The sequence below is a fragment of the Rhizorhabdus sp. genome (assembly GCF_018006725.1).
Lineage (GTDB): Bacteria > Pseudomonadota > Alphaproteobacteria > Sphingomonadales > Sphingomonadaceae > Rhizorhabdus.
Genome location: NZ_JAGMXV010000011.1, coordinates 22,671 through 47,427 on the forward strand (window position 1 = coordinate 22,671; position 24,757 = coordinate 47,427).

Consider the following 24,757-nt stretch of genomic DNA (forward strand, 5'->3'; position numbering starts at 1 on the left):
CGATCCGCTAAGGCGACGCTCCACCTTATCGCCAGCGGAAATGAAATTGACCACGCTCTACGCCAGCTTTGCCGACCGGATCGGCGCCATTCTCGACGACCTCCAGGCTTCCGGCGACCTGCCGGCCGGTCTCGATCGACGGAATGTCACGGTCGAGCCGCCGCGCGACCCCAGCCATGGCGATCTCGCGACCAATGCCGCGATGGTGCTGGCCAAGCCCGCCGGCAAGAACCCCCGCGCGCTGGCCGAATTGATCGTGCCGCGCCTCGCCGCGCTGCCGGAGATCGCAAGCGCCGAGGTGGCCGGGCCGGGCTTCATCAATGTCCGCCTGACCGACGCCCGGCTGCGCGAGGAGCTCGCCGACATCCTTGCGCTGGGCGGCGATTACGGGCGCTCGACCCTCGGCAAGGGCAAGCGCGTCAACGTCGAATATGTCTCGGCCAATCCGACCGGTCCCATGCACATGGGGCATTGCCGAGGTGCGGTCGTCGGCGATGCGCTCGCCGCGCTGCTGGAATTCGCAGGGCACGACGTCGTCCGCGAATATTATGTCAACGACGCGGGTGCGCAGGTGCAGACGCTCGCCCGCTCGGCGCACCTGCGCTACCGCGAGGCGCTGGGCGAGAGTGTCGAGATTCCCGAGGGCTTCTATCCGGGCGACTATCTGGTCCCGATCGGCCAGACACTCGCTGCCGAGTTCGGCGACCGTTATGTCGGCAAGCCCGAGAGCGAATGGCTCGACCTGTTCCGGGAAAAGACCGTCGCGGCGATGATGGACATGATCCGAGACGACCTCGCTCTGCTCGGCATCAAGCATGACGTGTTCGCGTCCGAAGCCGCCGTGCAGAAGGCCGGCAAGGTCGACGCGGCACTCGACCGGCTGCGCGCCGAGGGGCTGGTCTATGAAGGCACGCTCGAACCGCCCAAGGGCGAGCTTCCCGACGACTGGGAACCGACCGAGATGACGCTGTTCAAGGCGACCGCCTTCGGCGACGACAGCGACCGGCCGGTGCGCAAGTCCGATGGCGGCCTGACCTATTTCGGCACCGACCTCGCCTATCATGCGCAGAAGGCGGAGGACGCCGACGTCCTGATCGACATCTGGGGCGCCGACCATGCCGGCACGGTCAAGCGGATCAAGGCGGCGGTGCAGGCACTGACCGGCGGCAAGACGGCGTTCGACGTCAAGCTGGTCCAGATGGTCCGGCTGCTGCGCGGCGGCGAACCGGTGAAGATGTCGAAGCGCTCGGGCAGCTTCGTGACGCTGGCCGACGTCGTCCGCGAAGTCGGCAAGGACGTTGTCCGCTTCACCATGCTGACGCGCAAGGCCGACGCCCAGATGGACTTCGACTTCGCCAAGGTGGTCGAGGCGTCGAAGGACAACCCCGTCTTCTACGTCCAATATGCCCATGCGCGCGGGCGCTCGCTGCACCGGCGCGCGGCCGAGGCGGGGATCGACCTGACGCCGGCAGCCGATCTCGGCCTGCTCGACGCCGAAGAACTCGCGCTGGTGAAGCTGGCCGCGCAATTCCCGCGGATCGTCGAGAGCGCGGCACAGGCGCATGAGCCGCATCGCATCGCCTTTTACCTCTATGATCTGGCGGCGATGTTCCACGCACTGTGGAACCGGGGCAATGACGACCCGGCCCGTCGCTTCCTGCTCACCGACAGGCCCGAAATCACCCGGGCCCGGCTGGCGCTGAGCGATGCGATCGGGCAGATTATCCGCAACGGCCTCGCCGTCATGGGCGTCTCGGCCGCCGAGGAGATGCAGTAGATGGCGGATTATTCGCGCGACAGGCTCGGTCCTCAGGACGAGGACCGCCTGCCGTGGCTCGAGCCGGTCGAGGAAGAATATGACGAACCGGCGGGTCTCACGACGCCGAAGCTGATCATCTGGCTGGTCGCGGCGCTGGCCGTTGCCGGCCTCGTCGTCGGCGGCTTCTTCTGGCTGCGCCAGCGCGACGCATCGACGGCGGGCGACGGCTCGCTGATCCAGGCGCCCGACAGCTATTATAAGGAGCGCCCGGGCAATGAGAGCGCGCCCGATGATGGCGACGAGATCGTCTACAGCGCCAGCAAAGGCAATGAGGTCGAGAGCGTGATCGACATCAGCGGCGCCGCCGAGACGCCGGTCAATGTCGACCGGCCGCAGCCGGCTCCGGCCGTGCCGACAATGGCCACTCCCGCGCCCGCCCCTGCGCCGAAGGTTGCTGCGCCCGCACCAAAGCCTGCCGCTCCTGCCCCGCGCGCTGCAGCGAGCGTCGACGAGGCGGTCGTGAAGCAAGCCGCCAAGCCGGTCGCCAAGCCCAAGCCTGCCCCCGTCGCCACCCCGACACCGTCCGAGCCGGCCAACGGGTCAACGGTCCAGCTCGGCGCCTTCTCGAGCCAGGCCAAAGCCAATGCCGCATGGAAGACGCTGTCGGGCCGCTTCTCCTTCCTCTCCGGGCTGACCCAGTCGGTTGTCCCGGTCCAGTCGGGCGACAAGACGCTCTATCGCCTGCGCGCGAGCGGCGGCAACGGCGCCGACATCTGCAAGCGCCTGAAGGTCGCCGGCGAGAGTTGCTCGATCATTGGATGAGGTTATGCGCTGGCGGATCGCCCTCGCGCTCCGCCGGACGACCTTTCGACGAATGGACTGACGATGGCGATGACGCCCCTGTTTCTCGGCCTGGCCGGCACCACCCTCAGCGATGCCGAGCGCGGCTTTTTCCGCGACCTCGACCCGGCCGGCTTCATCCTGTTCAAGCGCAATGTCGAAGATCCGGAGAAGCTTCGCGCGCTGACGGACTCGCTTCGCGGCCTGTCTGGTCGCGACGATCTGCCGATCCTGATCGACCAGGAGGGCGGCCGCGTCGCGCGGATGCAACCGCCACACTGGCCCGCCTTTCCGAAAGCCGAACTGTTCGACCGGCTTTACGACATCGCGCCGATGACGGCGATCGAGGCGGCGCGTCACAATGCCCAGGCCATTGCGGCGATGCTGCGTCAGGTCGGAATCAACGTCGACTGCCTGCCGCTGCTCGATGTCCGCCAGCCGGGCGCACATGACATCATTGGCGACCGTGCGCTGGGGGCCGAGCCGCTTCGCGTGGCTGCGATGGGCCGCGCGGTGATCGAGGGCCTGCGCGCCGGCGGCGCGGTCGGCGTGGTCAAGCATGTTCCCGGACATGGCCGCGCGATGGCCGACAGCCATGTCGAACTGCCGGTGGTCGACGCCGATGCCGAGGCGCTGGAGACCGACCTCGCCCCCTTCATCAAGCTGGCCGACGCGCCGATGGCGATGACCGCCCATGTCGTCTACCCGGCCTGGGACAGCGAGCATTGCGCCAGCCTGTCGCCCACCATCATCGCCGACGTCATTCGCGGCCGTATCGGCTTCGACGGCCTGCTGATGTCCGACGATCTGGGCATGCACGCGCTGACCGGCGATTTCGGCAGCCGCGCCGCTGCGGTGCTGGCAGCGGGATGCGACATCGCGCTCCACTGTTCGGGCGACATGGCGGAGATGGAGGCGATCGCCAAGGCGGTCGGCCCGATCGGGGTTGCGGCACAAGGCCGACTGGCCCGGGCCATGGCGACGATCCAGGACAGCACCAGCGTTGCCGGCGTGGGCGTGGAGGAACTGATCGCCAAGCGCGATGCCCTGATGGCCGTTTTACCGGCCTGATCCGCTCAGCCGGCACGGCTCGGCTGTTCCCTTGGCGAGCGAATCCTGATTAACTCCCCGCGATGGGGGACGACGACGACACTCTGGATCTGCCGCTGGCGGACGAGCGCTCCGACGAGGTTCTGACGCTCGATCTCGACGGATGGGAAGGACCGCTCGATCTGCTGCTCAGCCTTGCCCGCGCTCAGAAGGTCGATCTCGCGAAAATCTCGATCCTCGCGCTGACCGAGCAATATCTGTCCTTCATCGACAATGCGAAGGCGCTGAAGCTGGAAATCGCGGCCGACTATCTCGTGATGGCGGCGTGGCTCGCCTATCTCAAATCCTGCCTGCTGCTGCCCAAGGACCCAGAGGTCGAACCCAGCCCTGAAGAGATGGCCCTGCGGCTCCAGCTGCGGCTGCAGCGACTGCAGGCGATGCGCGAGGCCGGCGCACGGCTGATGGCGCGCGATCGGCTGGGCCGGGACGTGTTCGGCCGGGGAGCGCCAGAAGGACTGAAAGTCGTCCGCAAGGCCGCCTGGGATGCCAGCATCTACGACCTGATCTCGGCCTATGGCGCCGTCCGTGCCCGCGCCGAACCGCCGGTCCATATCGTCCAGCGCCGACCGGTGATGACGCTTGAACAGGCGATCGAGCGGGTGTCGCGGATGATCGGCGCGCTGATCGACTGGACCAGTCTGGAGGCTTTCATCCCCGTCGAGGCGCAGGGGGATTATCGCCGTTCGGCGCTCGCCTCCAGCTTCCTCGCCGCGCTCGAACTCGCCAAGCAGGGGCGGCTGTCGCTGGCGCAGGAGACGCCCTTCGCACCGCTGCTCGTGCGGAGCGCGTAATGATCGAGGAACCCGACGATCTGCTCCGCGCGCTCGAGGCAGCCCTCTTCGCGGCAGAAGCACCGATGACCCCGGCCGAGTTGGTGGCGGTGATCGGCGTGGAGGCGCTGGGCGACGCCCTCCCCCGCCTCGCGCGTCTCTATGCCGGTCGCGGCATCGAGCTGGTCGAGCGCGGCGGGCGCTGGCATTTCCAGACGGCGGCCGATCTCGCCCACATATTGCGCCGGACCCGCGAGGAGCCGCGCAAGCTGAGCCGTGCGGGTATCGAGACGCTGGCGATCATCGCCTATCACGAACCGGTCAGCCGCGCAGAGATCGAGGCGATCCGGGGCGTCCAGATATCGAAGGGCACGATAGACGTGCTGCTCGAAGCAGGTTGGATCCGCCCGGCCGGACGGCGCGAGACGCCGGGCCGCCCGCTGCTCTACGCCACCACCCCCGCCTTCCTCACCCATTTCGGGCTGCAGAGCCGCCGCGATCTGCCCGGCATCGCCGACCTCAGGGCCGCCGGCCTGCTCGATCCGGTCGATCTGGCCTTCGAACAGCTGCAGATGGAGACAGGCGGACCCGACAGACCGGACGACGGCGACGCCGACTAGCGGTCAGCGCCGCGGCCGCTGTCACCGCCCTGTCGCAAATCTGTACCAAGGGGACCTCCTCCGCCGGCCCGCCCGCCACGCCAATACGCAGCCTGCGCCATTGCGATTGGCAGGGGCAGGGCTTAAATGGAGGCTATTCTAGGAGATTTTCCATGGGCGGTTTCGGCATTTGGCATTGGCTCGTCGTCGGTATTGTTGTGCTCCTGCTGTTCGGCAAGGGTCGCTTCTCCGACATGATGGGTGACGTCGCCAAGGGCATCAAGAGCTTCAAGAAGGGCATGTCGGAGGAAGACGACGCCACGTCTTCTGCGCCGCACCAGCCCGCCCCCCGCCTGCAGCAGCAACCGCCGCTGGAGCCCAGCGCCGAGCAGCGACTCCAGCCGATGCAGGACGACAGGCCCAAAAACTGATCGCGACCCGAACCCTTACGGTCGCGCTCCATGCTGGACATCGCCCCTACAGAACTGCTGCTCGTCGCGGTCGTCGCATTGGTGGTCATAGGTCCCAAGGACCTGCCCAAGGCGATGCGCGTCGTCGGCCAATGGATCGCGCGCGCGCGGGGCGTGGCCCGGCATTTCCGCTCGGGCATCGACGAGATGATCCGCCAGTCCGAACTGGAGGAGATGGAGAAGAAATGGGCGGCCGAGAATGCGCGTATCATGCGCGAGCATCCGCCCCAGCCTGCTGCCGAGTCGGACCCGCAGCATAGCGACATGATCGCGATCGGGTCGCAGCCGGGCCAGGTCGATGCGACTGAGCACCCCACGACAGAGACGGTCGCCGGCGATTCGGCGCCTGACGCCATTGCCGCCACCGACACTCAGATGCAGAAGCCGCACCCGCAGACATGACCGATCTGGACGAAACACGCGCGCCGCTTCTCGATCATCTGCTCGAACTGCGGCGACGGCTGCTGATGTCTCTGGCGGCACTGGGCATATGCTTCGGCATCTGCCTCTATTTCGCGCGGCCGATCTTTGCCTTTCTGGTCCAGCCGCTGCTGCGCGCCGGCCAGGGCAAGCTGATCTACACGCAGATCTTCGAGGCCTTCTTCGTCGAGATCAAGGTCGCCTTCTTCGCAGCGATGATGCTCGCCTTTCCGATCGTCGCCAACCAGGTCTGGCAGTTCGTCGCACCCGGCCTCTACCGCAACGAGAAGCGGGCGCTCCTGCCCTTCATCTTCGCGACCCCGGTTCTTTTCACGACCGGGGCGGCGCTCGCCTATTATGTCGCCATACCGGTAGCCCTGCACTTCCTGCTCGGTTTCCAGGGCAATCTGGGCGGCGTCCAGCAGGAGGCACTGCCCGGCGTCGGCAATTATCTCTCCTTCGTGATGCAGTTCCTGTTCGGCTTCGGCATATCCTTCCTGCTGCCGGTGCTGATCATGCTGCTGGAGCGGGCGGGCGTCGTGACGCGCAAGCAGCTCGTGAGCGCGCGCCGCTATGCCATCGTCGGCGCCTTCGCCGTCGCTGCGGTTCTCACCCCGCCCGATGTCGGATCGCAGCTCCTGCTCGCGATCCCGCTGGTCTTTCTTTACGAACTCGGCCTGATCGGCATCTGGCTCACCGAACGCAGTCGCGCCAAACAGAAAGAGCCCGAGACGGCCTGACCGTCCCGGGCTCTGCCGTTTCGGCCTTTCGGCCGAACGCTTTACTTGACGTCGTTGGCAGCGTCCGAAACCGCGCGACCAGCCGACGACACGTCCTTCCCGGCGCCTTCCACCGTATTGCAGGCGGTGACCGAGAACAGCGACAGACCGGCGAAGGCGAGGACGATAGTGCGCTTCAACATGGCAACCCTCTTTCGAAAGAACTTGGGCCTCCCGATCCGGGAAGCTCGGTGAACAAATGCACAAAGATCGGATTGGTTCCGCTCATGAAACAGAGCGGCCAATCCAAATGATTGAGATTTATAGAAAAAATGGGGGCCCGGTCACACACGGGGGGATAGGTGACCGGGCCCTTTGTTGGTTTGGATAGCGGGAGCGGGGGGGCAAAGCATCGCTATCCGAAAATAAGAACGTATCATCGTTTCCCGGGTTCCCGGCGATGACAGGATTTTTTCGAGTCAGCGATACGCGGCGATTTCGATCTCAAACCGGCCGGCATCGCGATCCTCGACCAGCGGCGCGCGGAACTGGCGGGCGATGCCGGTGACGACCCGCTCGAATCTGACGATGGCCGGGTAGCTGGCGATCGCGCCCGGCTCCATGCCGAAGGTCTCGATCTTGAGCATGGCGCGATAGGCTGCTTCGGTCGGCTCGAGCGATATCAGGATCGAACCATGCGGATTGCAATGCATCATCAGTTCGACGACTTCGGTGATGAGGAAGGCGGCCGGTACGGCAACGTCCTGAGTGACGTAGAGATCGGCCATGTTCAGCGCTATCGGCATGCCGGCTGCCGCCGCAGGGGCGGAACCGCGCAATGACGCCGCCAGTTCGCCGGCCAGTGCCCGCATCGCAAGGCCGCGATTCTCTTCGAGCTCCGCATAATGGTTGCGGTGGACCACCGCCAACGCATCGACGCGCCGCTGGATCGCACCATAGGCCGCCGCGACATCCCCCTCGGCGCCTCGCGCATGGAGGTTGATCAGACTGGAAACGACCTGGAGATTGTTCTTCACGCGATGATGCACTTCGCGGGTCAGGCGCGTCTGGCGGGCAAGCCCCTCCTCCAGTTCGGCCTCATGCTTCTGGATGCGCGCGGTGACCGAGGCGAAACTCTCTGCAAGGTCGCGAATCTCGTGGCTGGGCGTGGTGATGCGCGGGAGCGGAAAGGCACCCCGCGATCCTTCCCATGTCTCGATCGAGCGCTTGATCTGGGCCAGGGGCGACAGCAGCAGCCGATTGATGATGTACCACCCCGCAAAGGCGGCTGCGGCCCACATCAACAGCGGAAGCAGAACGAGCAGCAGGGTCCGCGCGCCAGTCGAGGCCGGAGCGAATTCGGCGACGAGTGCCAGACGGCCGTCGCTGACGGGCAGTGAGATGATCAGCGGCGCGCTATCCACCATGTGAGAGGCACCACCGAACATTTCGACCTCGGCATCGCCCTGGCGCAGCGTAACGCTCGTCGGACGAATGCCGACATCGCCCGCGACGTCTCGCCGGACGTCTTCGATCGGGACATCGGCCTCCGCCAGCAAGGTGCCATCGTCGCGCGCGGCCGTCAGGCGAAAAGTCTTGCGCTGCGCGTCGAGCCACACATGGTCGACCATGGGATGGCTGGCAGCGACCTGCTGGATCGGGGTACCGTGCGACTGACAAATCTTGCGCCCCGCCTCGTCGAACAGCGCGATCGGGGGGCGTGACGGTGTCGCCAGCGCCTGACGCGCGAGCACGGCACAGAGGAAAGACGCATCCTGCGCGCTGGCGGCCGGCATGCGCACCGCGTCCAGCCCGCGATTGATCCGCGCCTCGATCTGGGAAACATAGAGCGCGGCGGCCGTCTGCGCTGCTGCCCGACGCTCGGCAGAGGCCGATCGGGCCATGTCCAGCGATGTGAGCAGGGCGATCAGGCCCAGCGGCAACATCGCCGCCGACATGATGATGAGCATCTTCGTGCCGCTGGGCAGCCGCGCGAAGGAAAATCTGTCTGGAAATCCGCGCATCAAAAGCCCCTCCGGCCCCTGACGCGGATCCGCAGGGGAACGGAAGGTTCTGCGGACATGGTCAATTCAACTTGTTCAACAGATCCAGGAACTCGTTGGGAATCGGCTCGTCCACGGCCTGCGAATAGACCGAACGCAAGGCATCGCCCACGTTCGCGTCGCGGGGAGTTTCCTCCCGCTGCCGCTGCGTGGACCTTTTGCCACTCTTGTCGCCCTCGGGCGTCCCTGAACTTTCCTTTGCCAACCGGCTTTGGCCCCTGACCTGCATGTGGTTGTCCAATGTTCTCCCACGCAACGGTGCCGATGGACTCCGCCCCGCCTGGATCGATCCGGACACGTATCATTTTCCCCGTGCTGGTAAAATGTGCGTGTCGGCGATGAAACAAAAAACTCTGACGATTGTTCCCATCCCCGAGCGCCTCTTTTTTAATAGGTTCGAATTTGAGGCGGCGGACGACTTCCGCGTTACCTGTGGGGCTGCTACCTTCCCCATCGGTACGAAGGCGGTCTCCCGCATTCATATCTTCAGGGAGTGTTGATACACATGTCGCTCGGTCAGAAAATCGCCCCGCACCTGCCGTTCCTCCGTCGCTATGCCCGCGCGCTGACCGGCAGCCAGCAGCACGGCGATACCTATGTCCGCGCTACGCTGGAGGCGATCGTCGCCGCTCCGGAGGATTTCCCCAAGGATGTCGACGTCCGCGTCGGCCTGTACCGCACTTTCCAGGCTATCTGGAATTCCGCGCATTATGACGAGTTCGCAGAATCCGCAGTCGACACCGATGTCGAGCGCGAAGCGATCGCCAATGCCCGGCTGAGCCGCATCACCCCGCTGTCGCGTCAGGCACTGCTGCTGACCGCGATGGAAGGATTCACCGTCCAGGATGCAGCCTATCTCATCGAGACCACTCCGGACGAAGTCGACGCGCTGGTCGCCGAAGCCATTGCCGAGATCGACCGCCAGACCCAGACCGACGTGCTCATCATCGAGGACGAGCCTATCATCGCGATGGATCTCGAGACGATCGTTCGCGACCTGGGCCACAATGTGAGCGGCGTCGCCGTCACCCGCGACGAGGCAGTGGCACAGGCCCATGCCCAGCGCCCCGGCCTCGTCCTGGCCGACATCCAGCTGGCCGACGACAGCTCGGGTATCGATGCGGTGAAGGACATTCTGGCCGAGTTCAGCGTGCCGGTCATTTTCATCACGGCCTTCCCCGAGCGCCTGTTGACCGGCGAGCGTCCGGAACCGACCTTCCTGATCACCAAGCCGTTCCAGCGGTCGACCGTGAAGGCCGCCATCAGCCAGGCCCTGTTCTTCAACGCCGCAACGATCGAGGCCTGAAGATATCTGTTTCGCCTCCGTTTCGGTGGGAACCCAGCCTCCCCTTCGTCGTTGTTGCGGCGTGGTGTGGACGGTGAGGTCCCCGCCAAACCGATGGGGAGCCGATGGCTGTATTGGCGAAAGTAGCGGCTGGTTCGAAGCCGAACGGGGTGCCTGACCACATGGACGACGAAGACGATCTTGTCGAAACCAGCGAGGCGGTGCCCCATGCGGCGCTTTCCGATGACGAGTTCAAGGCCGAACTGGCTCGGGTGATTCCGCATTTGCGCGCCTTTGGCCGTTCGCTGTCGGGCAACCGCGATCTGGCGGACGATCTGGTGCAGGAAACGCTGATGAAGGCGTGGGCCGCACGGGCACGTTTCCAGGCGGGCACCAACATGCGCGCCTGGACCTTCATCATCCTGCGAAATCTGTTCCTGTCGCAGATGCGGCGCGCCCGTTTCCGCGGCGAGTGGGACGAGAATGCGGCTGCCAAGCTGCTTTCCGCGCCTGCCGCGCAGGATCGCCACATCGAACTGGCGGATATGCAGCGCGCTCTGCTGCATCTGCCCCAGCCGCAGCGCGAGGCCCTGATCCTCGTCGGAGCCGGCGGGTTTTCCTATGAAGAAGCGGCGGATATCTGCGGCTGTGCGGTCGGTACGATCAAAAGCCGCGTTGCCCGTGGACGCACCGCGCTCGAACAACTGCTCGATCAGGGACAGCTGCCGTCGCGCCGCGAGCACCACACCGATCCGTCGACCTCGACCCTCGAACAGATCATGGCCGATGTGGATCAGTTGAGCAGGGACTGAAACGTCCCTCCCGCTGTTCGGCGGACATTTTCAGAGGAATCAGAAAGGGCCCCTCCGATCGCCGGAGGGGCCCTTTTCTTCATTGACCGTCTAGCTTGCCGAGAAGGCGCCGCATGTCTTCCGGTATCCCGTAGCTCGCCGGGTCGAAAGCGGAGCGCAGAGCATTGCCCAAGCCCTCGTGCCGCTGGGGCGGCTGCACGATTCGACCGCGGCTGAACCGGGCCATCGTGGCTGGATCGGAGGAGGGACGCTTTTCCATGATGTTGATAACGCTCTGAACCGCGCAAGTTTCCGGATGTTGCACTACCGTTCAAATACCCTATCGGTCAGCTATGGACGCAAGATCCCGGCATGACCGACTGGCCGACGCACTTCGCAGGATAGCGGACGGCTCACCCTTCCTGCACAGCCTGGTGCAGCGGCACCCTGCCACTGTTCGCGCAATCGAAGAAACGGGCCTCGCGGGCGCGATCGCCGCCGGTCTGGCCGCAGCGGAGGACGAGGATATCGGCCGCATGTTGCGGGTTCAGCGGCAGCTGGTTTCGCTCGCCACCGGTCTCGCAGATCTCGCGGGCCTCGCTTCGTTCGAGGAGGTGGTAGCCCAGCTGTCCTCCTTTGCGGACCATGCGCTCGACTGCGCGATCAAAGCAGCGATCCGCGAACGCGCGCCGGGCGAAGAGCCTCGTGGCATGGCGGCCCTGGCCTTGGGCAAACATGGCAGCCGCGAACTCAACTACTCCTCCGACATCGATCCGATTCTGATCTTCGACCCTGCGACACTGCCGCACCGGGCGCGCGAGGAACCGGTCGAAGCGGCCGTCCGGATCACGCGCCGGGTGCTCGAACTGCTGCAGACCCGCGACGCCAACGGCTATGTGTTCCGCGTCGACCTGCGCCTGCGCCCCTCCCCCGAAGCCTCTCCGCTCGCGCTGCCGATCGACGCCGCCCTCAGCTATTATGAGTCGGCCGCTCTTCCCTGGGAGCGCGCCGCCTTCATTCGCGCCCGCGCTGCTGCCGGCGATGTCGCACTGGGTACCGAATTTCTCGAGGCGATCCGTCCCTTCGTCTGGCGCCGGTCACTCGATTTCGGTGCCGTGCAGGAAATCCGCCAGATATCGCGCCGGATCAGAGACCATTTCGCGCAAAGCCAGTTGCTCGGTCCCGGTTACGACCTCAAGCGCGGCCGGGGCGGCATTCGGGAAATCGAGTTCTTCGCGCAGATCCACCAGCTGATCCACGGCGGGCGGGAGCCTGGGCTGCGGGCGCCGGCAACGCTCGATGCTCTTTCCGCACTGGGCGAGGCAGGCCGGATCGACGCCGAGGTGGCGAGCGACATGGCCGTCGCCTACCGGCTGTACCGCACGATCGAGCATCGCCTGCAGATGGTCGACGATATGCAGACCCACCGCCTGCCCAAGGATCCGGCGGCGCTCGACAATGTCGCGCGGCTGCACGGCCTGAGAGACGGCGCGGCGCTGACCGAGCTGTTGCGACCCCATGTCGAGCGGGTCGGAGCGGCCTATGACGGTCTCGACGGCGACGCTGAGGAACGGCTGCCGATGGAAGCGGAGAAGCTGGAGGCGGAGCTTTCCGCCGCCGGCTTCGCCGATCCCGGAGCGGCGCGACTGCGGATCGAGACGATGCGCGAGGGCAAGAGCCGGTCGCTGCGCACCTCGGTTGCCCAGCAGGCACTGGAGGCGATGCTGCCGACGCTGGTCCGCGCTCTGGGCAAGGCACCTGCCCCGCAGGACGCCCTCAGCCGCTTCGAGGATCTCGTTGCCGGCTTACCCAGCGCCATCAACCTGTTCCGGCTCCTCCAGGCACGGCCTGCCTTGGCCCGCGCGCTGATCGACGTGCTCAGCCATGCGCCGACCCTTTCACAGGCATTGGGGCGCCGCCCGGCGCTGCTCGACGGGCTGATCGACGCCACCGCATTGGAACCGCCGCCCTCAGTCGAGGTGCTGACTGAAGAGTTTGCCCATGGCGAGCGGTCCGAAAATTACGAACTGCTGCTCGACCGCGTCCGCCAGCTCGTCGGCGAGCGCCGCTTCGCGCTCGGCGTACAACTGATCGAAGCGGCGTCCGATCCCATCGAGGTCGGCCATGGCTATGCCCGCGTCGCCGAGGCGGCGCTCGATGTTCTCGCCCGCGCTACCATTGCCGAGTTCGAGGCGGCGCATGGCAAGGTCGCAGGCGGCGAACTCGTCATCGTGGCGCTCGGCCGCCTCGGCGGCGGGGCACTGACCCATGCCTCCGACCTCGACATCGTCTATCTCTTCAGCGGCGATATGATGGCCGAGTCCGACGGCGCCCGGCCGCTGGGCGCGACCACCTATTTCAATCGCCTCGCCCAGCGCGTTTCGGCGGCGCTGTCGGTCTCCACCGCCGCCGGGCCGCTCTACGAGGTCGACACGCGACTTCGGCCCTCGGGCACGCAGGGGCCGCTGGCAGTCTCGATCGAGAGCTTCGAACGCTACCAGCGCGAGAGCGCCTGGACCTGGGAGCATATGGCGCTGACCCGCGCCCGTCCGATCTTCGGCTCCACAGAGGCGCGCGCCCAGGTTCAGCACATCATCGACGAGACGCTGCGACAGGAGCGCGCCGACGAGAGCCTCACCGCCGATGTCGTAAAGATGCGTGGCGACATCGCCCGACATAAGCCGCCGTCGAGCCCTTTCGACGTCAAGCTGGTCGACGGCGGCCTGGTCGATTGCGAGTTCACCGTCCATCTGCTGCAGTTGCGCCACCGCTGCGCCTTCAGCCCGCGTCTGCGGGTCGCGATGCGCGCGCTGGCCGAAGAGGGGCTGATCGATCCCGCGCTGATCCCGGCGCACGAACTTCTGACCCGGTTGCTCGTGACCCAGCGCCTGGTATCGCCGGCGTCGGCCGAACCACCGGCCGCCTCGCGCGACCTCGTCGCGCGCAGCTGCGGAGAGCCCGACTGGGCATCCTTGGTTAAAAGCTACGAAAGCGCGAGGGCGCTGGTGCGCGGCGAATGGGAAAGAGCGGCGCGCCTCACGAAATAGCGGAAATCCGGGCTTCGCTGTCTTTGGGCTAAGCCTAAAGAATAATCAGGGTTTCCGGACGTTAACCAGTCTGATCGACGCTCGCTTAAAGACTGGCTGCTATTCCAGACAGCATCGAGAGTGTGTTGCGTAAGCGTAAGTGGACCGGTGGTCGTATTCACCGAAGGGCGCCCCAGCGTAACGGGGCGCCCCCAGTCCCCCGCCTCTCCGCATGACTCTCGCACACTGCCGCGCTTCCCGCTGGGGAAGGTTGAAAGGCGCCTGCCCGCCGTCCTAAGGACGAGACAGCAAGGGAGACAGGCGATGCTCAAGGAAGGCGACAAGGCACCCGACGTGAAGCTCGATCTGCCGGGTGGCAGCAGCACGAGCGTTTCGGGCGAGACGGGCAAGACCCTGATCCTCTATTTCTACCCCAAGGACGATACGCCGGGCTGTACGACCGAGGCGCAGGCCTTCTCCGCACTTGCCGACGATTTCGCCGCGGCCGGCGCAACCGTGATCGGCGTGTCGAAGGACAGTGCGGCGCGCCACGTCAAGTTCATCGGCAAGCATGGCCTCAAGCTACGGCTGGCATCGGACAATGACGGCAGCATCTGCGAAGCCTATGGCACCTGGATCGAGAAGACCCTCTATGGCCGCGCCTATATGGGCATCGACCGGGCGACCTTCCTGATCGACAAGGACGGGCAGATTGCCCGCATCTGGCGCAAGGTGAAGGTCAAGGGCCACGCCGAAGAGGTGTTGGCCGCCGCGCAGGCGCTCTGACGCGATCAGGCCCGGCGTATCTGCGTCCTGCGCCGGGCGAACCAGAAGCTCCAGCAGGTAAAGCCGCCGAGCAGCGCGAGCGCGAGCCCGGAGATCGTCATCACCAGCCGCCAGGCCAAGCCGCCGACTTTGGCGGCATGGAGCGGGTAGAAGAGGTTGAAGGCCCGGGCCTGCCATCCAAGATCGCGTGCATCGCGCGCGGCAACCAGCCGCCCGCTGTCTGCCGCGAACCACAACGTGGTTCGACCATTGGGCAGCCACTCTTCCGGCTGCCGCATCCGCACGCTGATCAGACCGCTATCCTTGCGCGGCAGCGAGACGAGGCGAAGCTCTGCCTCGGGGAAGCGCTTGTGCGCAGTGGCGACAATCGCGCGCCAGTCGATCGCGTCGGATAGCCTGGCGCCGCTGGCGCGAGGCGGCTTCAACGCCGCCTCGATCGCGGCCGGCGCGCCCGGCCCCAGGGTCAGCGCGGCGAAGGGGCGAAAAACCAGCGCTGTCCCGGTGTAGAAGGACAGCAGCAAAAGCGGGGCAACCAGCACGCCGAGGTCGCGATGATGACGCAGGATCGCCGGCCGGGTAATCCGCGCCGGCCACAGCCGAAAGGCGAAGCTCTTGCGCGTCCGCCACCACAGAGTGACGCCCGAGATCACGAAGAACAGGCCGACCGCTCCAGCCACGCCGATGATCGCCTCGCCGACGTCCCCCGCCAGAAGATGGTGGTGCAGGTCGAACAGCCAGAGTTCGGGCCGTTCCCACTGGCTCGACCAGCGGGCGACGATCGCCCCGCTCTGGTCGGCATAGGCGCCTGCTCCACCCTTGCCCGATAGCCGCACCAGCCCCAGCGTGTCGCTGGCGAAGATGATGCTTTGCGGCCGGGTGGCGGGATCAGCCATAAGCCGCGTCGTCAGGTCGCCGAGGGCGGCAGGATCTACCAAGCGTTGATCGCTCACATGCGGCAGGCCGATCCAGGCATCGCGATGGACCAGGGCCGCCCCCGACAGGCCGAGGACGAGCAGCAGGATGCCAAGCACCCCGCCGGCCCAACGATGGAGCTGATCGAGCAGTCTCAGAACCGGTAGTCCCAGGTCAGAGTGAAATTGCGCCCGCGACCGGCGAAGTAGAAGAAATTGTCGGTCGCGCGCTGGGTGTCGCTCGCATAGTCGATATATTGCTTGTCGAGCAGGTTCTGGACCGAAAAGGTAAAGCCGCCGATACCGGTCTGATAGCGGATGCTCGCGTCGGTGAGGTTGTAGCCGCCGAAATTGTTGCGCTGGTCGAGCGCGATCTCGCTGCTTTTGAACGTCCGGCTCAAATAGAAATTGCTCTGGACCCGCGCGGAGACGGCGCCGCGCTGGTAGACCGCCGCGAGGTTCACACGATCCGGCGAGATGTTCGCACCGTCGAGATCGGTCCCGACCTTGCCGTCGGCAACCGGGCTGGCGTCATAACGGCCCTTGAGCTGTGCATAGCCGACCGACAGCTTCAGGCCCTTGATCGGCATCTGCACGCCGGCATTGATCTCCAGCCCTTCGATCTCGACGCGCTGGCGCAGCACGTTGAAGATACCGTCGGCATTGGCCACGAGGATCTGGCCCTGCTTGCTGCTCGACCAGAAATAGGTGACGCTCGCTTCGAGCGGCCCCCGCTTCACCTCGAAGCCGACCTCGCGGTTGTTCGAGATGACCGGACTGATGTCGAGATAATTATCGAGGTCGATGCCAGGCTTCCCAATTGCACGCGTAATGCGGCCGATGTCCGCGACAGTGAACCCCTCGGCATAGCTTGCATAAGCGCGAATGCCCTGCCACGGCTCGACGACGACGCCGCCATTGAGCAGGACATCGTCGAAGCTCGGCGTGCCGCCCGCCACCGCCACGCCACCGGGTGGCGTCGTTGTGGAAGCAAGCGTGACATAATCGTCGATCTTGATCCGGACATTTTCCCAGCGCGCGCCGGCCGCGAGCCGGACCTTCTTGTCGAACAGTGCGAGATTGGCCTGGGCGAAGGGCGCGAGACTGCGGAAGTCGGTCGGCGGGACCCATACGCGGTCGGTGGCGATCAGGCGCTGTTCGGTCTTGTCGACGAGCGCATCGAAGCCGACCGTGGCGGTCAGCGCCTCGAAGCCCGGCATGGCTCGCTCATAACTGATCTTCCCGCCCAGCTTGCGCGACCGGTTCTGCGACTGGTCGAGCAGCGTGCCAAACGGTGCAATGCGGACGTCCTGGAAGGTGCCAATCGGGAGAGGCTCGCCGCCGAAAGTGTCGCGGGTGCGGTTGAAGAATATCTGGCTGATGAAATTGCCGCCCTGCAGGTCGGTATCGGTAACGGACAGCGCCAGGCTCTCGGTGCGGCTCTGCGCCGGATCGAGCGGTGGCGTGCCACGTCGGGCGCTCGTCGGCAGGCCGGTGTTCCGGTTGCCGGCCACGGCAATATAATCCCCGTCGACCTTGAGCTCGTAGCGGCTGGCGATCAGGTCGATGCGGCCGGTGTCTCCCAGTTGATAGCCAAAGCGGCCGAACAGCGAGACGCTATCCGAATCCTGCGTCTCGCCCTGGGTCAGGTTGATGCCGACGCGGCGGCCCTTGCCGTCGTAGAAGACGCCACGCTTTTCATAGGCCGCGCCGACCGAAGCGTCGAAGCGATCCTGCTTATATTGGATCAACCCGGCAGCCTTTCCGCCGATCCCATCCTTGGTGAAGCTGTCATCGGCGTTGCCCTGCAACAGGACGCGGCCGCTGATCCCCTCCCGGTCCGGCGCGCCGACCGTTACCTGGTTGACGATGCCACCGGTGCCGCCAATGCCCTGGAGCGCGTTCGAGCCGTAGATGAGCTCGACGCGATCGACGAAGAAGCCGTCGATGGTGAAGCCGTCGCGGCTGCCGTCGCGCAACGGGGTCGTCTGCGGAATGCCGTTGATGGCGTAGAGCGGGCTGCGCCCCCGCAGCGTCTCACCCGCCCCCGACAGCTTCTGCCGCGTCGGAGAAAAGGACGGCGTGAGCGTCGCGATCGCATCGGTGACCGAACCGGAGATCGCGATCTGCTGGTCGAGATCGGCCTTGCCGACGACATCGACGGTGAGCGGAAGCGCGTTGGCCGGCAGGATGCTGCGCGCCGCCGTCACGACAATGTCGCGACCGCTGTCATCGAGATCGGCAGCCCCCTCGGCAAAGGCCGGTGCAGCAAGCACGAACGTGGCCGAAGTCAGAAGGCGGGACAGGTGACGCATGACATTCCCCTTTGTTTCGGGGAGCGGCTACTGCGCCAGCCTTACTAATGCAAGTGATTATCAATAGTGATCAGATGAGATTCAGATGAGGTAAGGCCGGAATAATTCGACGACGCGGGCATAGAGATCGCGCTTGAACGGCACGATCAGGTCGACCAGGCTGTCCGCATCCGCCCATTTCCAGGCGCGGAATTCCGGCTCGGCGGTTTCCAGATTGACGTCCTCGTCCCGACCCAGGAAGCGAGCCACGAACCAATGCTGCGCCTGCCCGCGATATTTGCCGCCCCAGATCTTTCCCATCAGTTCGGGCGGCAGATCGTAGAGCAGCTCCTCCGGCGCCTTGCCGAGGATCTCGACGAGGTGCGGCGGGATGCCGGTCTCCTCTTCCAGTTCGCGCAGCGCACCCGCCTGCGGATCCTCGCCCTTGTCGAGACCGCCCTGCGGCATCTGCCAGGCTTCGGCGAGATTATCGATACGCTGGGCGACGAAGACCTTGTTCTCCGCATTGAGCAGCATGATTGCGGCAGCGGGGCGATAGGGGAGCGTCGGCTTCACGGGCGATATTCCTCGATGAGGTTGCGAAACGCCGCGAGCGAGCTTTGCAGGTCCTGCTCGGACGAGGGGATGCCCCGCCGCAAGGTTAGCCAGCCGTGGATATTGCCCCTGGCCTCGCGATAGGTGACCGGCACACCGGCTTCGACGCAGGCCATCGCATAGGCGCGCGCCTGATCGAGCAGCGGATCGAGCGTCGCCCCGCCCACCAGCGCGGGCGGCATACCACGGAGGTCCCCCCGGCCCGGCGACGCGCGCCAATGATTGAAGTCGGGCGCATAATGTTCGTTGAACCAGCGCAGCGTATCGAGCGTCAGCATATAGCCGTTACCCAGGCGCTCGGTCGACGGGAAGCGCTTGCGCAGATCGACCGCCGGATAGAGCGGCCACAGCGCGATCACCGGGAGCGCGGCGGGCTCGTTCCGCAGCGCCATCGCGGTGACGATGGCAAGCGTCCCGCCGCCGCTGTCGCCGCACAGCGCGAGCGAATCGAAGCGGCGACCGAACAGAACCGCCTGCGATGCCACCCAGCGCGTCGCGATCTCGCAATCGTCGGGCCCGGCCGGCCAGGGATGTTCGGGGGCCAGCCGATAGTCGACCGACAGCACGGGCAGGTCGAGTCCGATCGCGATGTCGGTCACAGCCGCATCGTACAGATCGAGATCGCCGAGCACGAAGCCGCCGCCATGGTAGAAAATGACCAGCGGCCCATCCTCACGGTCGCCGCGCGAATCGTAAAAGCGCGCAGCGATGGTGCGGCCGTCATGAGTCGGGATCAGCAGATCTTCGCGCGTAGCGATCGGCGCGCTGTCGACATCGGCCAGATCGCGCAGGCGCGCCGACATGACGCGCGCCGTGGGGGGGGCGACTTCATAGGTCTTGGGCCCCGGCCTGGAATTGATGTCGTCGAGAAAGGCGCGGACGTCGGGACGGATGAATTGTTCGTTCATGGCTTTCCATCGGCAAAAGGCGCTAGCGTCGCAGGATGCTTCGCGTCGTCCATCATCCTGATTATGTCTCTCCGCCGGCTGCGGGAAGCCGTTTCAGCTTCGATAAATATCAGCTCGTCATGACAGCCCTCGAACAGAGCGGCATCGCCATGGAGATTCGTGAGCCCGAGCCCATGCCGACGAAATGGATCGAGGCGCTGCACGACCCCACCTATGTCGAGCAGGTCCGCAACTGCCGGGTCCCGACGGCAATCGAGCGGCGCATCGGCTTCCCGGTCACCGCACATGTCGCGCGCCGCGCGGTCCTCGCGCCCGGCGGGACCTGGCTCGCCGCGATGCTCGCGCTGCGCCACGGCTTCGCGGCTAATGCGGCGGGCGGCAGTCATCATGCGCAGGCGGCGCATGGCGCGGGCTATTGCGTGTTCAACGACCTGGCGATCACGGCGAACAGGCTGATTGCCGAAGGTCGGGTCGCACGCGTCATGATCGTCGATCTCGACGTCCATCAGGGCGATGGCACCGCCGCACTGCTGCATGACCGGCCCGATATCTTCACCTTCTCGATCCATTCAGAGAGCAATTTTCCGGCGCGCAAGGCGCGGTCGGATTTCGACCTGGGGCTTCCCGACGGCACGGACGATGCAGACTATATGGCGGCACTCGCCGAACATCTGTTGCCGGCGCTTGATGCGCATATCCCCGACATCATTCTCTACCAGGCAGGGGTGGACCCGCATCACGACGACCGGCTCGGGCGGCTGGCCCTGACCGACCGGGGATTGGAACTGCGCGACCGTTTCGTCATGCAGGCCGCGACGGAGCGCGGCATCCCTCTCGCCAGCGCCTTGGGCGGCGGCTATGGCGACGACCGCAGCGCGGTGGCAGGGCGACATGCCCGGTCTATCCTCGCACTCTACAGACAGTTTCATGAGGGACCGACGGCGGCGTGAGCGGCAGCGACATTTCCGAGGCCTGCCGGTCGGTGCTCGACCAGCCATCGCCTCTCGGCAAGGTGAAGGCCGCCCGCAAGGCGGCCCGCGACTGGCGATGCGGACGTCTGGCCTGGGCCTTCTCTATGCCCATGCCCGACCAGCCCGCCAGGACCGGGCGGCCGCCGCTCCTTCCGCCCTCGCGCATGCCCAAGCGCGGCCGCGCCGGATCGCCCCGCGCGCGCATCGCGATGCTCCACGCCCTGGCCCATATCGAATATGTCGCGATCGATCTCGCCTTCGATCTGGTCGGTCGCTTCGGCGCGCTTTTCCCGCCGGCCTTCGTCGATGAATGGATGGCCGTCGGAGCGGAGGAAGCGATGCACTTCGCCCTGATCGAGCGGCGCCTGCAAAGCTACGGGGCTTCCTATGGCGACCTCCCGGCACATGACGGGCTGTGGGAGGCTGCGGCAGCCACCGCACACGATCCGCTGGCGAGACTGGCCGTCGTACCGATGGTGCTCGAGGCCCGGGGCCTGGACGTAACCCCTTCTCTGATAAGCCGTTTCGAGGCGGCGGGTGACCTCTGGTCGACGCGCGTCATGTGCCGCATTGCGGAGGATGAAGTCGGCCATGTGGCGGCTGGCGTACGTTGGTTCCGGCATCTGTGCGACCAGCAGCGATTCGATTGCACGGAGCAGTGGACGATGCTGGTCGGCCGCCATTTCCGAGGAATGGTTAAGCCTCCATTCAACGATTCGGCGCGCGAGCGAGCCGGTTTAACGAAAGCGATGATGGCCGGGGTTGCCGCTCTCTGTGATCTCCAACACAAGAGCGGCGTCGCGTGAGGGGGGGCAATTCCTGACAGCGGCGAAACAGGGTCGACCGGCTTCCCGGTTCGAGTCATCCGGTCGCGGGGGAATTATGCACCTAGTTGACACTGCCGTTCGTTTCGCACGCCGACTTGCTCGCTCCATCTCTCAGGTACAGATCAAGATTATCGCCGCCACATTGATCGTTACGGCGTCGGCACATCCTGCTCTTGCGCAGGAGGATATGTCGGATAACGCCCGGGCGGCGGCTCAGTTCCAGGCGATCTTCCAATCGTGGAAGAAGCTGGATGCGGTGAACGTCGGCGGTGCAGCCGGCGCGATCTCCATTCCGTCGATCCAGCCGATCGCCAACTTCACCTTCACCAGCGCCTTCGGCGTCCGGTCGGATCCGTTCCGGGGCGCCGCCGCCATGCATGCGGGCATCGACCTCGCTTCGCCCTCCGGCACGCCGATCTACGCGACCGCCGACGGCGTCGTCGATCGCGCCGAATGGTTCGGCGGCTATGGCAACATGGTCGAAATCGATCATGGCAAAGGTGTCGCCACCCGCTATGGTCATATGTCGCGCATTGCCGCGCGGGACGGCCAGCGCGTGAAGCGCGGCGACCTGATCGGCTATGTCGGTTCGACCGGCCGCTCCACCGGCAACCATCTTCATTATGAAGTCCGCATCGACGGCCGCGCCGTCAATCCGCTGCCCTTCCTGCAGTCGGCCAACTATCTGATGGCAGCGCGCGAAGAGAGCCAGGCGATCGCCCTCGGCGGCCCTGAAGAATAAGACATACGGAATATCAGGGGGGAGAAGGGCCGCCGGCGATTGTCGACGGCCTTTTTCATGCCTATCTTAGACCCATGGAAGCAACGACAGACATCGACCTCACCCCGTCCGCCGCAGCGCGGGTGGCGATGATCGCCACCAAGACCGGCAAGCCACCGATCCTGCGTCTCGCGATCGACGGCGGCGGCTGCGCCGGCTTCCAGTATAAATTCGAGCTCGCCGATGCGCCGGCCGAGGACGACATCGTCACGGTGCGCGATGGCGTCTCGCTCGTCGTCGATCCGATGAGTCTCGATCTCGTCCGCGGCGGGGCGGTCGATTATGTCGAATCGCTCGGTGGCGCGGCTTTCCGGGTGACCAACCCCAACGCCGCCTCGGGCTGCGGCTGCGGTTCGAGCTTCTCGATCTGATCGACTGATCGCGCTTCTGCATGGGTGACGCCGGCACTGCGGCGCGCTATCCCCCTGCCATGAAGATTGCAACGTTCAACATCAACGGGATCAAGGCCCGTCTCCCCCGGCTGATCGAATGGCTCGAACAGAAGGCCCCCGATGTCGCCTGCCTGCAGGAGATCAAGACCTCCGACGAGACCTTCCCGATCGCCGATATAGAGGCGGCGGGCTATGGCGCGATCTGGCATGGACAGAAGGGCTTCAACGGCGTCGCCATCCTCGCCCGTGGCGCGCAGCCGGTCGAACGGCGCAAGGGCCTGCCCGACGATCCCGATCCCAGCCACAGCCGCTATATCGAGGCAGAGGTGAACGGCGCCATCGTCGCTTCGATCTACCTGCCTAACGGCAATCCGGTTCCGGGGCCGAAGTTCGACTATAAGCTCGCCTGGTTCGACCGGCTGATCGATCATGCCGGCTCGCTCTGGGAAACCGAAAAACCGGTGGTGCTGGCTGGCGACTATAACGTCATTCCGACGCCTTCGGCCGACGACGTCTTTTCGGAACGGGCGATGGCGAGCGACGCGCTCACCCAACCCGAAAGCCGCGCCGCCTTCCGGCGCCTCTGCGCCGCCGGCTGGACCGACGCGCTCCGCACCGTGCATCCACATGGACCGGCCTACACCTTCTGGGATTATCAGGCGGGCGCCTGGCAGCGCGATGCGGGTTTCCGCATCGATCATCTGATGCTGAGCCCGGCGGCAGCGGACCGGCTGATCGACGCCGGCGTCGACAAGGATACGCGCGGCCTCGAGAAGGCGAGCGACCACGCCCCGGCCTGGCTCAAACTGCGGTAGGGGAACAGCGCGCCAAGGTAATGGCGCAACCATAACGTCTTTCCTCCGGTACATCGGCACAAAGGTGCAACGAGGGGGACGGGTTATGGCGAGCAGGGCAAGTGCCGCGCGGGCGATGAGCGCCGAACGGTGGTTCTTCGGTGGGACGGCGATCGCGATGGCGGCGTCGATCGTGATCGGCTTCCTGCCCTCCTATTATCTGCGCGGCGTCGTCGCCGCCGGGCATCCGATCCCCTCACTCACGCCGCTCGTCCATCTCCACGGGCTGATCTTCACCGCATGGATGCTGCTCTATGTAACGCAAGTCCTGCTCGTGTCATCCGATCGCCGTGATCTGCATCGCAAGCTCGGCATGGCGGCTGTCGGGCTTCTGCCGGCGATGATCGCGATCGCTCTCGTTTCGGCCCTCTATCAGGTCGGCCGCGCTTCGGGGCCACCGATCGTCTCGCCGCTGAGTTGGCTTGCGATTCCGCTGATCAGCGTTCCCGTCTTCTCAGGATTGATCGGCGCGGGGCTTGCCAAGCGATGGGACGCCGCCAGCCACAAGCGCTACATGTTCCTCGCCATGATCGAGATGACCAGCCCCGGCTTCGGCCGCTGGCCTTGGCCGCCCTCGGTTCCGGGTCCGATGGTGATCTTCGGATTCAGCGACCTGTTTCTGCTCGCGCTGATCGCCTGGGATCTGAAGCAGCGCGGCAGAGTTCACCGCGCCACCCTGATCGGAGGCGGGATCATGGTCGCTTCGCAGATCCTGCGCTTTGCCGTGTGGCAGACCGAGCCATGGCTCGCGTTCGCGCGCTGGACGGCGGGCCTGGTGGCCTGAACCTCAGGACGCGCGATTGCGCGCGACGCTCGCTTCCATGCGGGCGAGTTGCTCGGGGGTAGCCGCCGGCTGGCGTGCCTTCCACTCGGCATAGGGCATGCCGTAGACCGCCTCGCGCACCTGCTCCTTGCCGATCTCGCCGCCAGTCGCCTCGGCGAGCCAGTCCGACAGGCAGTTGCGGCAGAATCCGGCCAGACCCATCAGGTCGATGTTCTGCGCATCCTCGCGATGCTGCAGATGCCGGATCAGCCGGCGAAAGGCGGCAGCTGCGTGGCGGTCGTCGATATCGTCGATGGTCATCTCGTCTCTCCCGATCAGGTCGATGTCAGCGCTGCCGCCAGGCGAGCAGCGATAGGCCGAAGGCGATGAACAGCGCTCCGCTCACGCGGTTGACGAGCCTCTGCCATTCCGGCCGTTTCAAATAGCGCGCCATCGTGCGTCCGCCCGTCGCATAGGTCATGTACCAGGCGGTCTCGATGACGACGAAGGTCGCGACGAGGATCGCGAATTGCGGGGCCTTGGGCAATGCCGGACTGACGAACTGCGGAAAGAAGGCCGCTGCGAAAATCAGCGCCTTGGGGTTGCTGATGCTGATCAGGAAACCCGAGCGGAACAGGTCGGCCGGACGCAGTACCGGCCCGGCCGCCCCCTCCCCCGCAAGCTCGACCGGTACGCTGTCGTCGCGCCAGCTCTTGATGCCGATCCAGATCAGATAGGCCGCGCCCGCGACCTTTATGGCCGTCAGCATCTCGGGAAGCGCCGACAGCAGCGCGCTCATGCCC

The 24,757-nt window shown here is 65.6% G+C and carries 26 protein-coding genes and 1 pseudogene; 18 read left to right on the top strand and 9 right to left on the bottom strand.

From position 1 onward, the window contains the following. Positions 1 to 40: 40 nt before the first annotated feature. From argS to tatC, 8 genes and pseudogenes are all read left to right on the top strand, one after another. Positions 41 to 1,777, top strand: a complete 1,737-nt coding sequence (argS, locus tag KAY22_RS03240; RefSeq protein ID WP_296619936.1) for an arginine--tRNA ligase — start codon at positions 41 to 43, stop codon at positions 1,775 to 1,777. Beyond that, the gene (locus KAY22_RS03245) at positions 1,778 to 2,581 is read left to right on the top strand and encodes an SPOR domain-containing protein (RefSeq protein WP_296619938.1); all 804 of its coding nucleotides are present in this window, start codon (positions 1,778 to 1,780) and stop codon (positions 2,579 to 2,581) included. 69 nt (positions 2,582 to 2,650) lie between these two features. Next, positions 2,651 to 3,670, top strand: a complete 1,020-nt coding sequence (gene nagZ, locus KAY22_RS03250) for a beta-N-acetylhexosaminidase (RefSeq protein WP_296619995.1) — start codon at positions 2,651 to 2,653, stop codon at positions 3,668 to 3,670. Positions 3,671 to 3,732: 62 nt separating this feature from the next. Next, positions 3,733 to 4,500, top strand: a complete 768-nt coding sequence (locus KAY22_RS03255) for a ScpA family protein (RefSeq protein WP_296619940.1) — start codon at positions 3,733 to 3,735, stop codon at positions 4,498 to 4,500. After that, on the top strand, positions 4,500 to 5,099 hold the full coding sequence (scpB, locus tag KAY22_RS03260) for an SMC-Scp complex subunit ScpB (RefSeq protein ID WP_296619942.1): 600 nt from the start codon (positions 4,500 to 4,502) through the stop codon (positions 5,097 to 5,099). Before KAY22_RS03255 ends, scpB begins: the two co-directional genes overlap by 1 nt. A 152-nt stretch (positions 5,100 to 5,251) precedes the next feature. Beyond that, on the top strand, positions 5,252 to 5,509 hold the full coding sequence (locus tag KAY22_RS03265) for a twin-arginine translocase TatA/TatE family subunit (RefSeq protein WP_296619943.1): 258 nt from the start codon (positions 5,252 to 5,254) through the stop codon (positions 5,507 to 5,509). Positions 5,510 to 5,539: 30 nt separating this feature from the next. Then, a pseudogene (gene tatB / locus KAY22_RS03270) lies at positions 5,540 to 5,770 on the top strand (Sec-independent protein translocase protein TatB); the annotation flags it as partial. A gap of 176 nt (positions 5,771 to 5,946) precedes the next feature. Continuing rightward, a complete protein-coding gene (gene tatC, locus KAY22_RS03275) occupies positions 5,947 to 6,708 on the top strand; it encodes a twin-arginine translocase subunit TatC (RefSeq protein WP_296619945.1) in 762 nt (253 codons plus the stop codon). Between the two features lie 41 nt (positions 6,709 to 6,749). Here tatC and KAY22_RS03280 read toward each other — a convergent pair whose 3' ends face one another. The 3 genes from KAY22_RS03280 to KAY22_RS03290 all read right to left on the bottom strand — a co-directional run bounded on the left by KAY22_RS03280 (position 6,750) and on the right by KAY22_RS03290 (position 8,979). Continuing rightward, positions 6,750 to 6,890 (bottom strand): entericidin A/B family lipoprotein, encoded by a 141-nt coding sequence (locus KAY22_RS03280; protein ID WP_296619947.1) that lies wholly within the window; start codon positions 6,888 to 6,890, stop codon positions 6,750 to 6,752. 276 nt (positions 6,891 to 7,166) lie between these two features. Next, positions 7,167 to 8,711 carry a sensor histidine kinase gene (locus KAY22_RS03285; RefSeq protein ID WP_296619950.1) on the bottom strand — a complete coding sequence of 515 codons (1,545 nt, stop codon included), beginning with the start codon at positions 8,709 to 8,711 and terminating at the stop codon, positions 7,167 to 7,169. A gap of 61 nt (positions 8,712 to 8,772) precedes the next feature. Continuing rightward, positions 8,773 to 8,979, bottom strand: coding sequence for a NepR family anti-sigma factor (locus KAY22_RS03290; RefSeq protein WP_296619952.1), 207 nt, complete (start codon positions 8,977 to 8,979; stop codon positions 8,773 to 8,775). A gap of 276 nt (positions 8,980 to 9,255) precedes the next feature. On the opposite strand from KAY22_RS03290, the gene KAY22_RS03295 reads away from it, so the two are divergent. The 4 genes from KAY22_RS03295 to KAY22_RS03310 all read left to right on the top strand — a co-directional run bounded on the left by KAY22_RS03295 (position 9,256) and on the right by KAY22_RS03310 (position 14,638). Continuing rightward, positions 9,256 to 10,056, top strand: coding sequence for a response regulator (locus tag KAY22_RS03295; RefSeq protein WP_296619956.1), 801 nt, complete (start codon positions 9,256 to 9,258; stop codon positions 10,054 to 10,056). Positions 10,057 to 10,217: 161 nt separating this feature from the next. Continuing rightward, on the top strand, positions 10,218 to 10,847 hold the full coding sequence (locus KAY22_RS03300) for a sigma-70 family RNA polymerase sigma factor (protein WP_296619959.1): 630 nt from the start codon (positions 10,218 to 10,220) through the stop codon (positions 10,845 to 10,847). A 332-nt stretch (positions 10,848 to 11,179) separates the two neighbouring features. Then, complete coding sequence (locus tag KAY22_RS03305) at positions 11,180 to 13,873, top strand: bifunctional [glutamine synthetase] adenylyltransferase/[glutamine synthetase]-adenylyl-L-tyrosine phosphorylase (protein ID WP_296619961.1); 2,694 nt, start codon at positions 11,180 to 11,182, stop codon at positions 13,871 to 13,873. Positions 13,874 to 14,176: 303 nt separating this feature from the next. After that, a complete protein-coding gene (locus KAY22_RS03310; RefSeq protein ID WP_296619964.1) occupies positions 14,177 to 14,638 on the top strand; it encodes a peroxiredoxin in 462 nt (153 codons plus the stop codon). Positions 14,639 to 14,643: 5 nt separating this feature from the next. On the opposite strand, the gene KAY22_RS03315 is transcribed toward KAY22_RS03310, so the two are convergent. The 4 genes from KAY22_RS03315 to KAY22_RS03330 all read right to left on the bottom strand — a co-directional run bounded on the left by KAY22_RS03315 (position 14,644) and on the right by KAY22_RS03330 (position 19,366). Beyond that, positions 14,644 to 15,708, bottom strand: coding sequence for a PepSY-associated TM helix domain-containing protein (locus KAY22_RS03315; RefSeq protein WP_296619998.1), 1,065 nt, complete (start codon positions 15,706 to 15,708; stop codon positions 14,644 to 14,646). Further along, positions 15,705 to 17,864 (bottom strand): TonB-dependent receptor, encoded by a 2,160-nt coding sequence (locus KAY22_RS03320; protein ID WP_296619967.1) that lies wholly within the window; start codon positions 17,862 to 17,864, stop codon positions 15,705 to 15,707. The genes KAY22_RS03315 and KAY22_RS03320 overlap by 4 nt, the downstream gene beginning before the upstream one ends. An 81-nt stretch (positions 17,865 to 17,945) precedes the next feature. Beyond that, on the bottom strand, positions 17,946 to 18,419 hold the full coding sequence (locus tag KAY22_RS03325) for an RNA pyrophosphohydrolase (RefSeq protein WP_296619970.1): 474 nt from the start codon (positions 18,417 to 18,419) through the stop codon (positions 17,946 to 17,948). After that, on the bottom strand, positions 18,416 to 19,366 hold the full coding sequence (locus KAY22_RS03330; RefSeq protein ID WP_296619973.1) for an alpha/beta hydrolase: 951 nt from the start codon (positions 19,364 to 19,366) through the stop codon (positions 18,416 to 18,418). Before KAY22_RS03330 ends, KAY22_RS03325 begins: the two co-directional genes overlap by 4 nt. A gap of 35 nt (positions 19,367 to 19,401) precedes the next feature. Between KAY22_RS03330 and KAY22_RS03335 the strand changes: the two genes are divergently transcribed. The 6 genes from KAY22_RS03335 (at position 19,402) to KAY22_RS03360 (ending at position 23,975) form a co-directional block, all read left to right on the top strand. Then, positions 19,402 to 20,316, top strand: coding sequence for a histone deacetylase (locus KAY22_RS03335; protein WP_296619976.1), 915 nt, complete (start codon positions 19,402 to 19,404; stop codon positions 20,314 to 20,316). Then, on the top strand, positions 20,313 to 21,143 hold the full coding sequence (locus KAY22_RS03340; protein WP_296619979.1) for a ferritin-like domain-containing protein: 831 nt from the start codon (positions 20,313 to 20,315) through the stop codon (positions 21,141 to 21,143). Before KAY22_RS03335 ends, KAY22_RS03340 begins: the two co-directional genes overlap by 4 nt. A gap of 208 nt (positions 21,144 to 21,351) precedes the next feature. After that, a complete protein-coding gene (locus tag KAY22_RS03345) occupies positions 21,352 to 21,906 on the top strand; it encodes a M23 family metallopeptidase (RefSeq protein WP_296619981.1) in 555 nt (184 codons plus the stop codon). A 74-nt stretch (positions 21,907 to 21,980) separates the two neighbouring features. Further along, positions 21,981 to 22,316 carry an iron-sulfur cluster insertion protein ErpA gene (gene erpA, locus KAY22_RS03350; protein ID WP_296619983.1) on the top strand — a complete coding sequence of 112 codons (336 nt, stop codon included), beginning with the start codon at positions 21,981 to 21,983 and terminating at the stop codon, positions 22,314 to 22,316. 59 nt (positions 22,317 to 22,375) lie between these two features. Further along, on the top strand, positions 22,376 to 23,152 hold the full coding sequence (gene xth, locus KAY22_RS03355; RefSeq protein WP_296620000.1) for an exodeoxyribonuclease III: 777 nt from the start codon (positions 22,376 to 22,378) through the stop codon (positions 23,150 to 23,152). An 85-nt stretch (positions 23,153 to 23,237) separates the two neighbouring features. Continuing rightward, positions 23,238 to 23,975, top strand: coding sequence for a hypothetical protein (locus tag KAY22_RS03360; protein WP_296619986.1), 738 nt, complete (start codon positions 23,238 to 23,240; stop codon positions 23,973 to 23,975). A 3-nt stretch (positions 23,976 to 23,978) separates the two neighbouring features. On the opposite strand, the gene KAY22_RS03365 is transcribed toward KAY22_RS03360, so the two are convergent. Next, positions 23,979 to 24,275: a DUF1244 domain-containing protein gene (locus tag KAY22_RS03365; protein WP_296619988.1), complete on the bottom strand. Its 297-nt coding sequence runs from the start codon at positions 24,273 to 24,275 to the stop codon at positions 23,979 to 23,981. A gap of 25 nt (positions 24,276 to 24,300) precedes the next feature. Further along, positions 24,301 to 24,757 (bottom strand): LysE family translocator (locus KAY22_RS03370; RefSeq protein WP_296619991.1); only part of this gene is annotated, 457 nt, incomplete at its 5' end.

What these genes read in the sequence shown, in the direction of transcription:
- argS (WP_296619936.1), top strand. Translation starts at nt 41, where the DNA reads ATGAAATTGACCACGCTCTACGCCAGCTTTGCCGACCGGATCGGCGCC.
- KAY22_RS03245 (WP_296619938.1), top strand. Translation starts at nt 1,778, where the DNA reads ATGGCGGATTATTCGCGCGACAGGCTCGGTCCTCAGGACGAGGACCGC.
- nagZ (WP_296619995.1), top strand. Translation starts at nt 2,651, where the DNA reads ATGACGCCCCTGTTTCTCGGCCTGGCCGGCACCACCCTCAGCGATGCC.
- KAY22_RS03255 (WP_296619940.1), top strand. Translation starts at nt 3,733, where the DNA reads ATGGGGGACGACGACGACACTCTGGATCTGCCGCTGGCGGACGAGCGC.
- scpB (WP_296619942.1), top strand. Translation starts at nt 4,500, where the DNA reads ATGATCGAGGAACCCGACGATCTGCTCCGCGCGCTCGAGGCAGCCCTC.
- KAY22_RS03265 (WP_296619943.1), top strand. Translation starts at nt 5,252, where the DNA reads ATGGGCGGTTTCGGCATTTGGCATTGGCTCGTCGTCGGTATTGTTGTG.
- tatC (WP_296619945.1), top strand. Translation starts at nt 5,947, where the DNA reads ATGACCGATCTGGACGAAACACGCGCGCCGCTTCTCGATCATCTGCTC.
- KAY22_RS03280 (WP_296619947.1), bottom strand. Translation starts at nt 6,890, where the DNA reads ATGTTGAAGCGCACTATCGTCCTCGCCTTCGCCGGTCTGTCGCTGTTC.
- KAY22_RS03285 (WP_296619950.1), bottom strand. Translation starts at nt 8,711, where the DNA reads ATGCGCGGATTTCCAGACAGATTTTCCTTCGCGCGGCTGCCCAGCGGC.
- KAY22_RS03290 (WP_296619952.1), bottom strand. Translation starts at nt 8,979, where the DNA reads ATGCAGGTCAGGGGCCAAAGCCGGTTGGCAAAGGAAAGTTCAGGGACG.
- KAY22_RS03295 (WP_296619956.1), top strand. Translation starts at nt 9,256, where the DNA reads ATGTCGCTCGGTCAGAAAATCGCCCCGCACCTGCCGTTCCTCCGTCGC.
- KAY22_RS03300 (WP_296619959.1), top strand. Translation starts at nt 10,218, where the DNA reads ATGGACGACGAAGACGATCTTGTCGAAACCAGCGAGGCGGTGCCCCAT.
- KAY22_RS03305 (WP_296619961.1), top strand. Translation starts at nt 11,180, where the DNA reads ATGGACGCAAGATCCCGGCATGACCGACTGGCCGACGCACTTCGCAGG.
- KAY22_RS03310 (WP_296619964.1), top strand. Translation starts at nt 14,177, where the DNA reads ATGCTCAAGGAAGGCGACAAGGCACCCGACGTGAAGCTCGATCTGCCG.
- KAY22_RS03320 (WP_296619967.1), bottom strand. Translation starts at nt 17,864, where the DNA reads ATGCGTCACCTGTCCCGCCTTCTGACTTCGGCCACGTTCGTGCTTGCT.
- KAY22_RS03330 (WP_296619973.1), bottom strand. Translation starts at nt 19,366, where the DNA reads ATGAACGAACAATTCATCCGTCCCGACGTCCGCGCCTTTCTCGACGAC.
- KAY22_RS03335 (WP_296619976.1), top strand. Translation starts at nt 19,402, where the DNA reads ATGCTTCGCGTCGTCCATCATCCTGATTATGTCTCTCCGCCGGCTGCG.
- KAY22_RS03345 (WP_296619981.1), top strand. Translation starts at nt 21,352, where the DNA reads ATGTCGGATAACGCCCGGGCGGCGGCTCAGTTCCAGGCGATCTTCCAA.
- erpA (WP_296619983.1), top strand. Translation starts at nt 21,981, where the DNA reads ATGGAAGCAACGACAGACATCGACCTCACCCCGTCCGCCGCAGCGCGG.
- xth (WP_296620000.1), top strand. Translation starts at nt 22,376, where the DNA reads ATGAAGATTGCAACGTTCAACATCAACGGGATCAAGGCCCGTCTCCCC.
- KAY22_RS03360 (WP_296619986.1), top strand. Translation starts at nt 23,238, where the DNA reads ATGGCGAGCAGGGCAAGTGCCGCGCGGGCGATGAGCGCCGAACGGTGG.
- KAY22_RS03365 (WP_296619988.1), bottom strand. Translation starts at nt 24,275, where the DNA reads ATGACCATCGACGATATCGACGACCGCCACGCAGCTGCCGCCTTTCGC.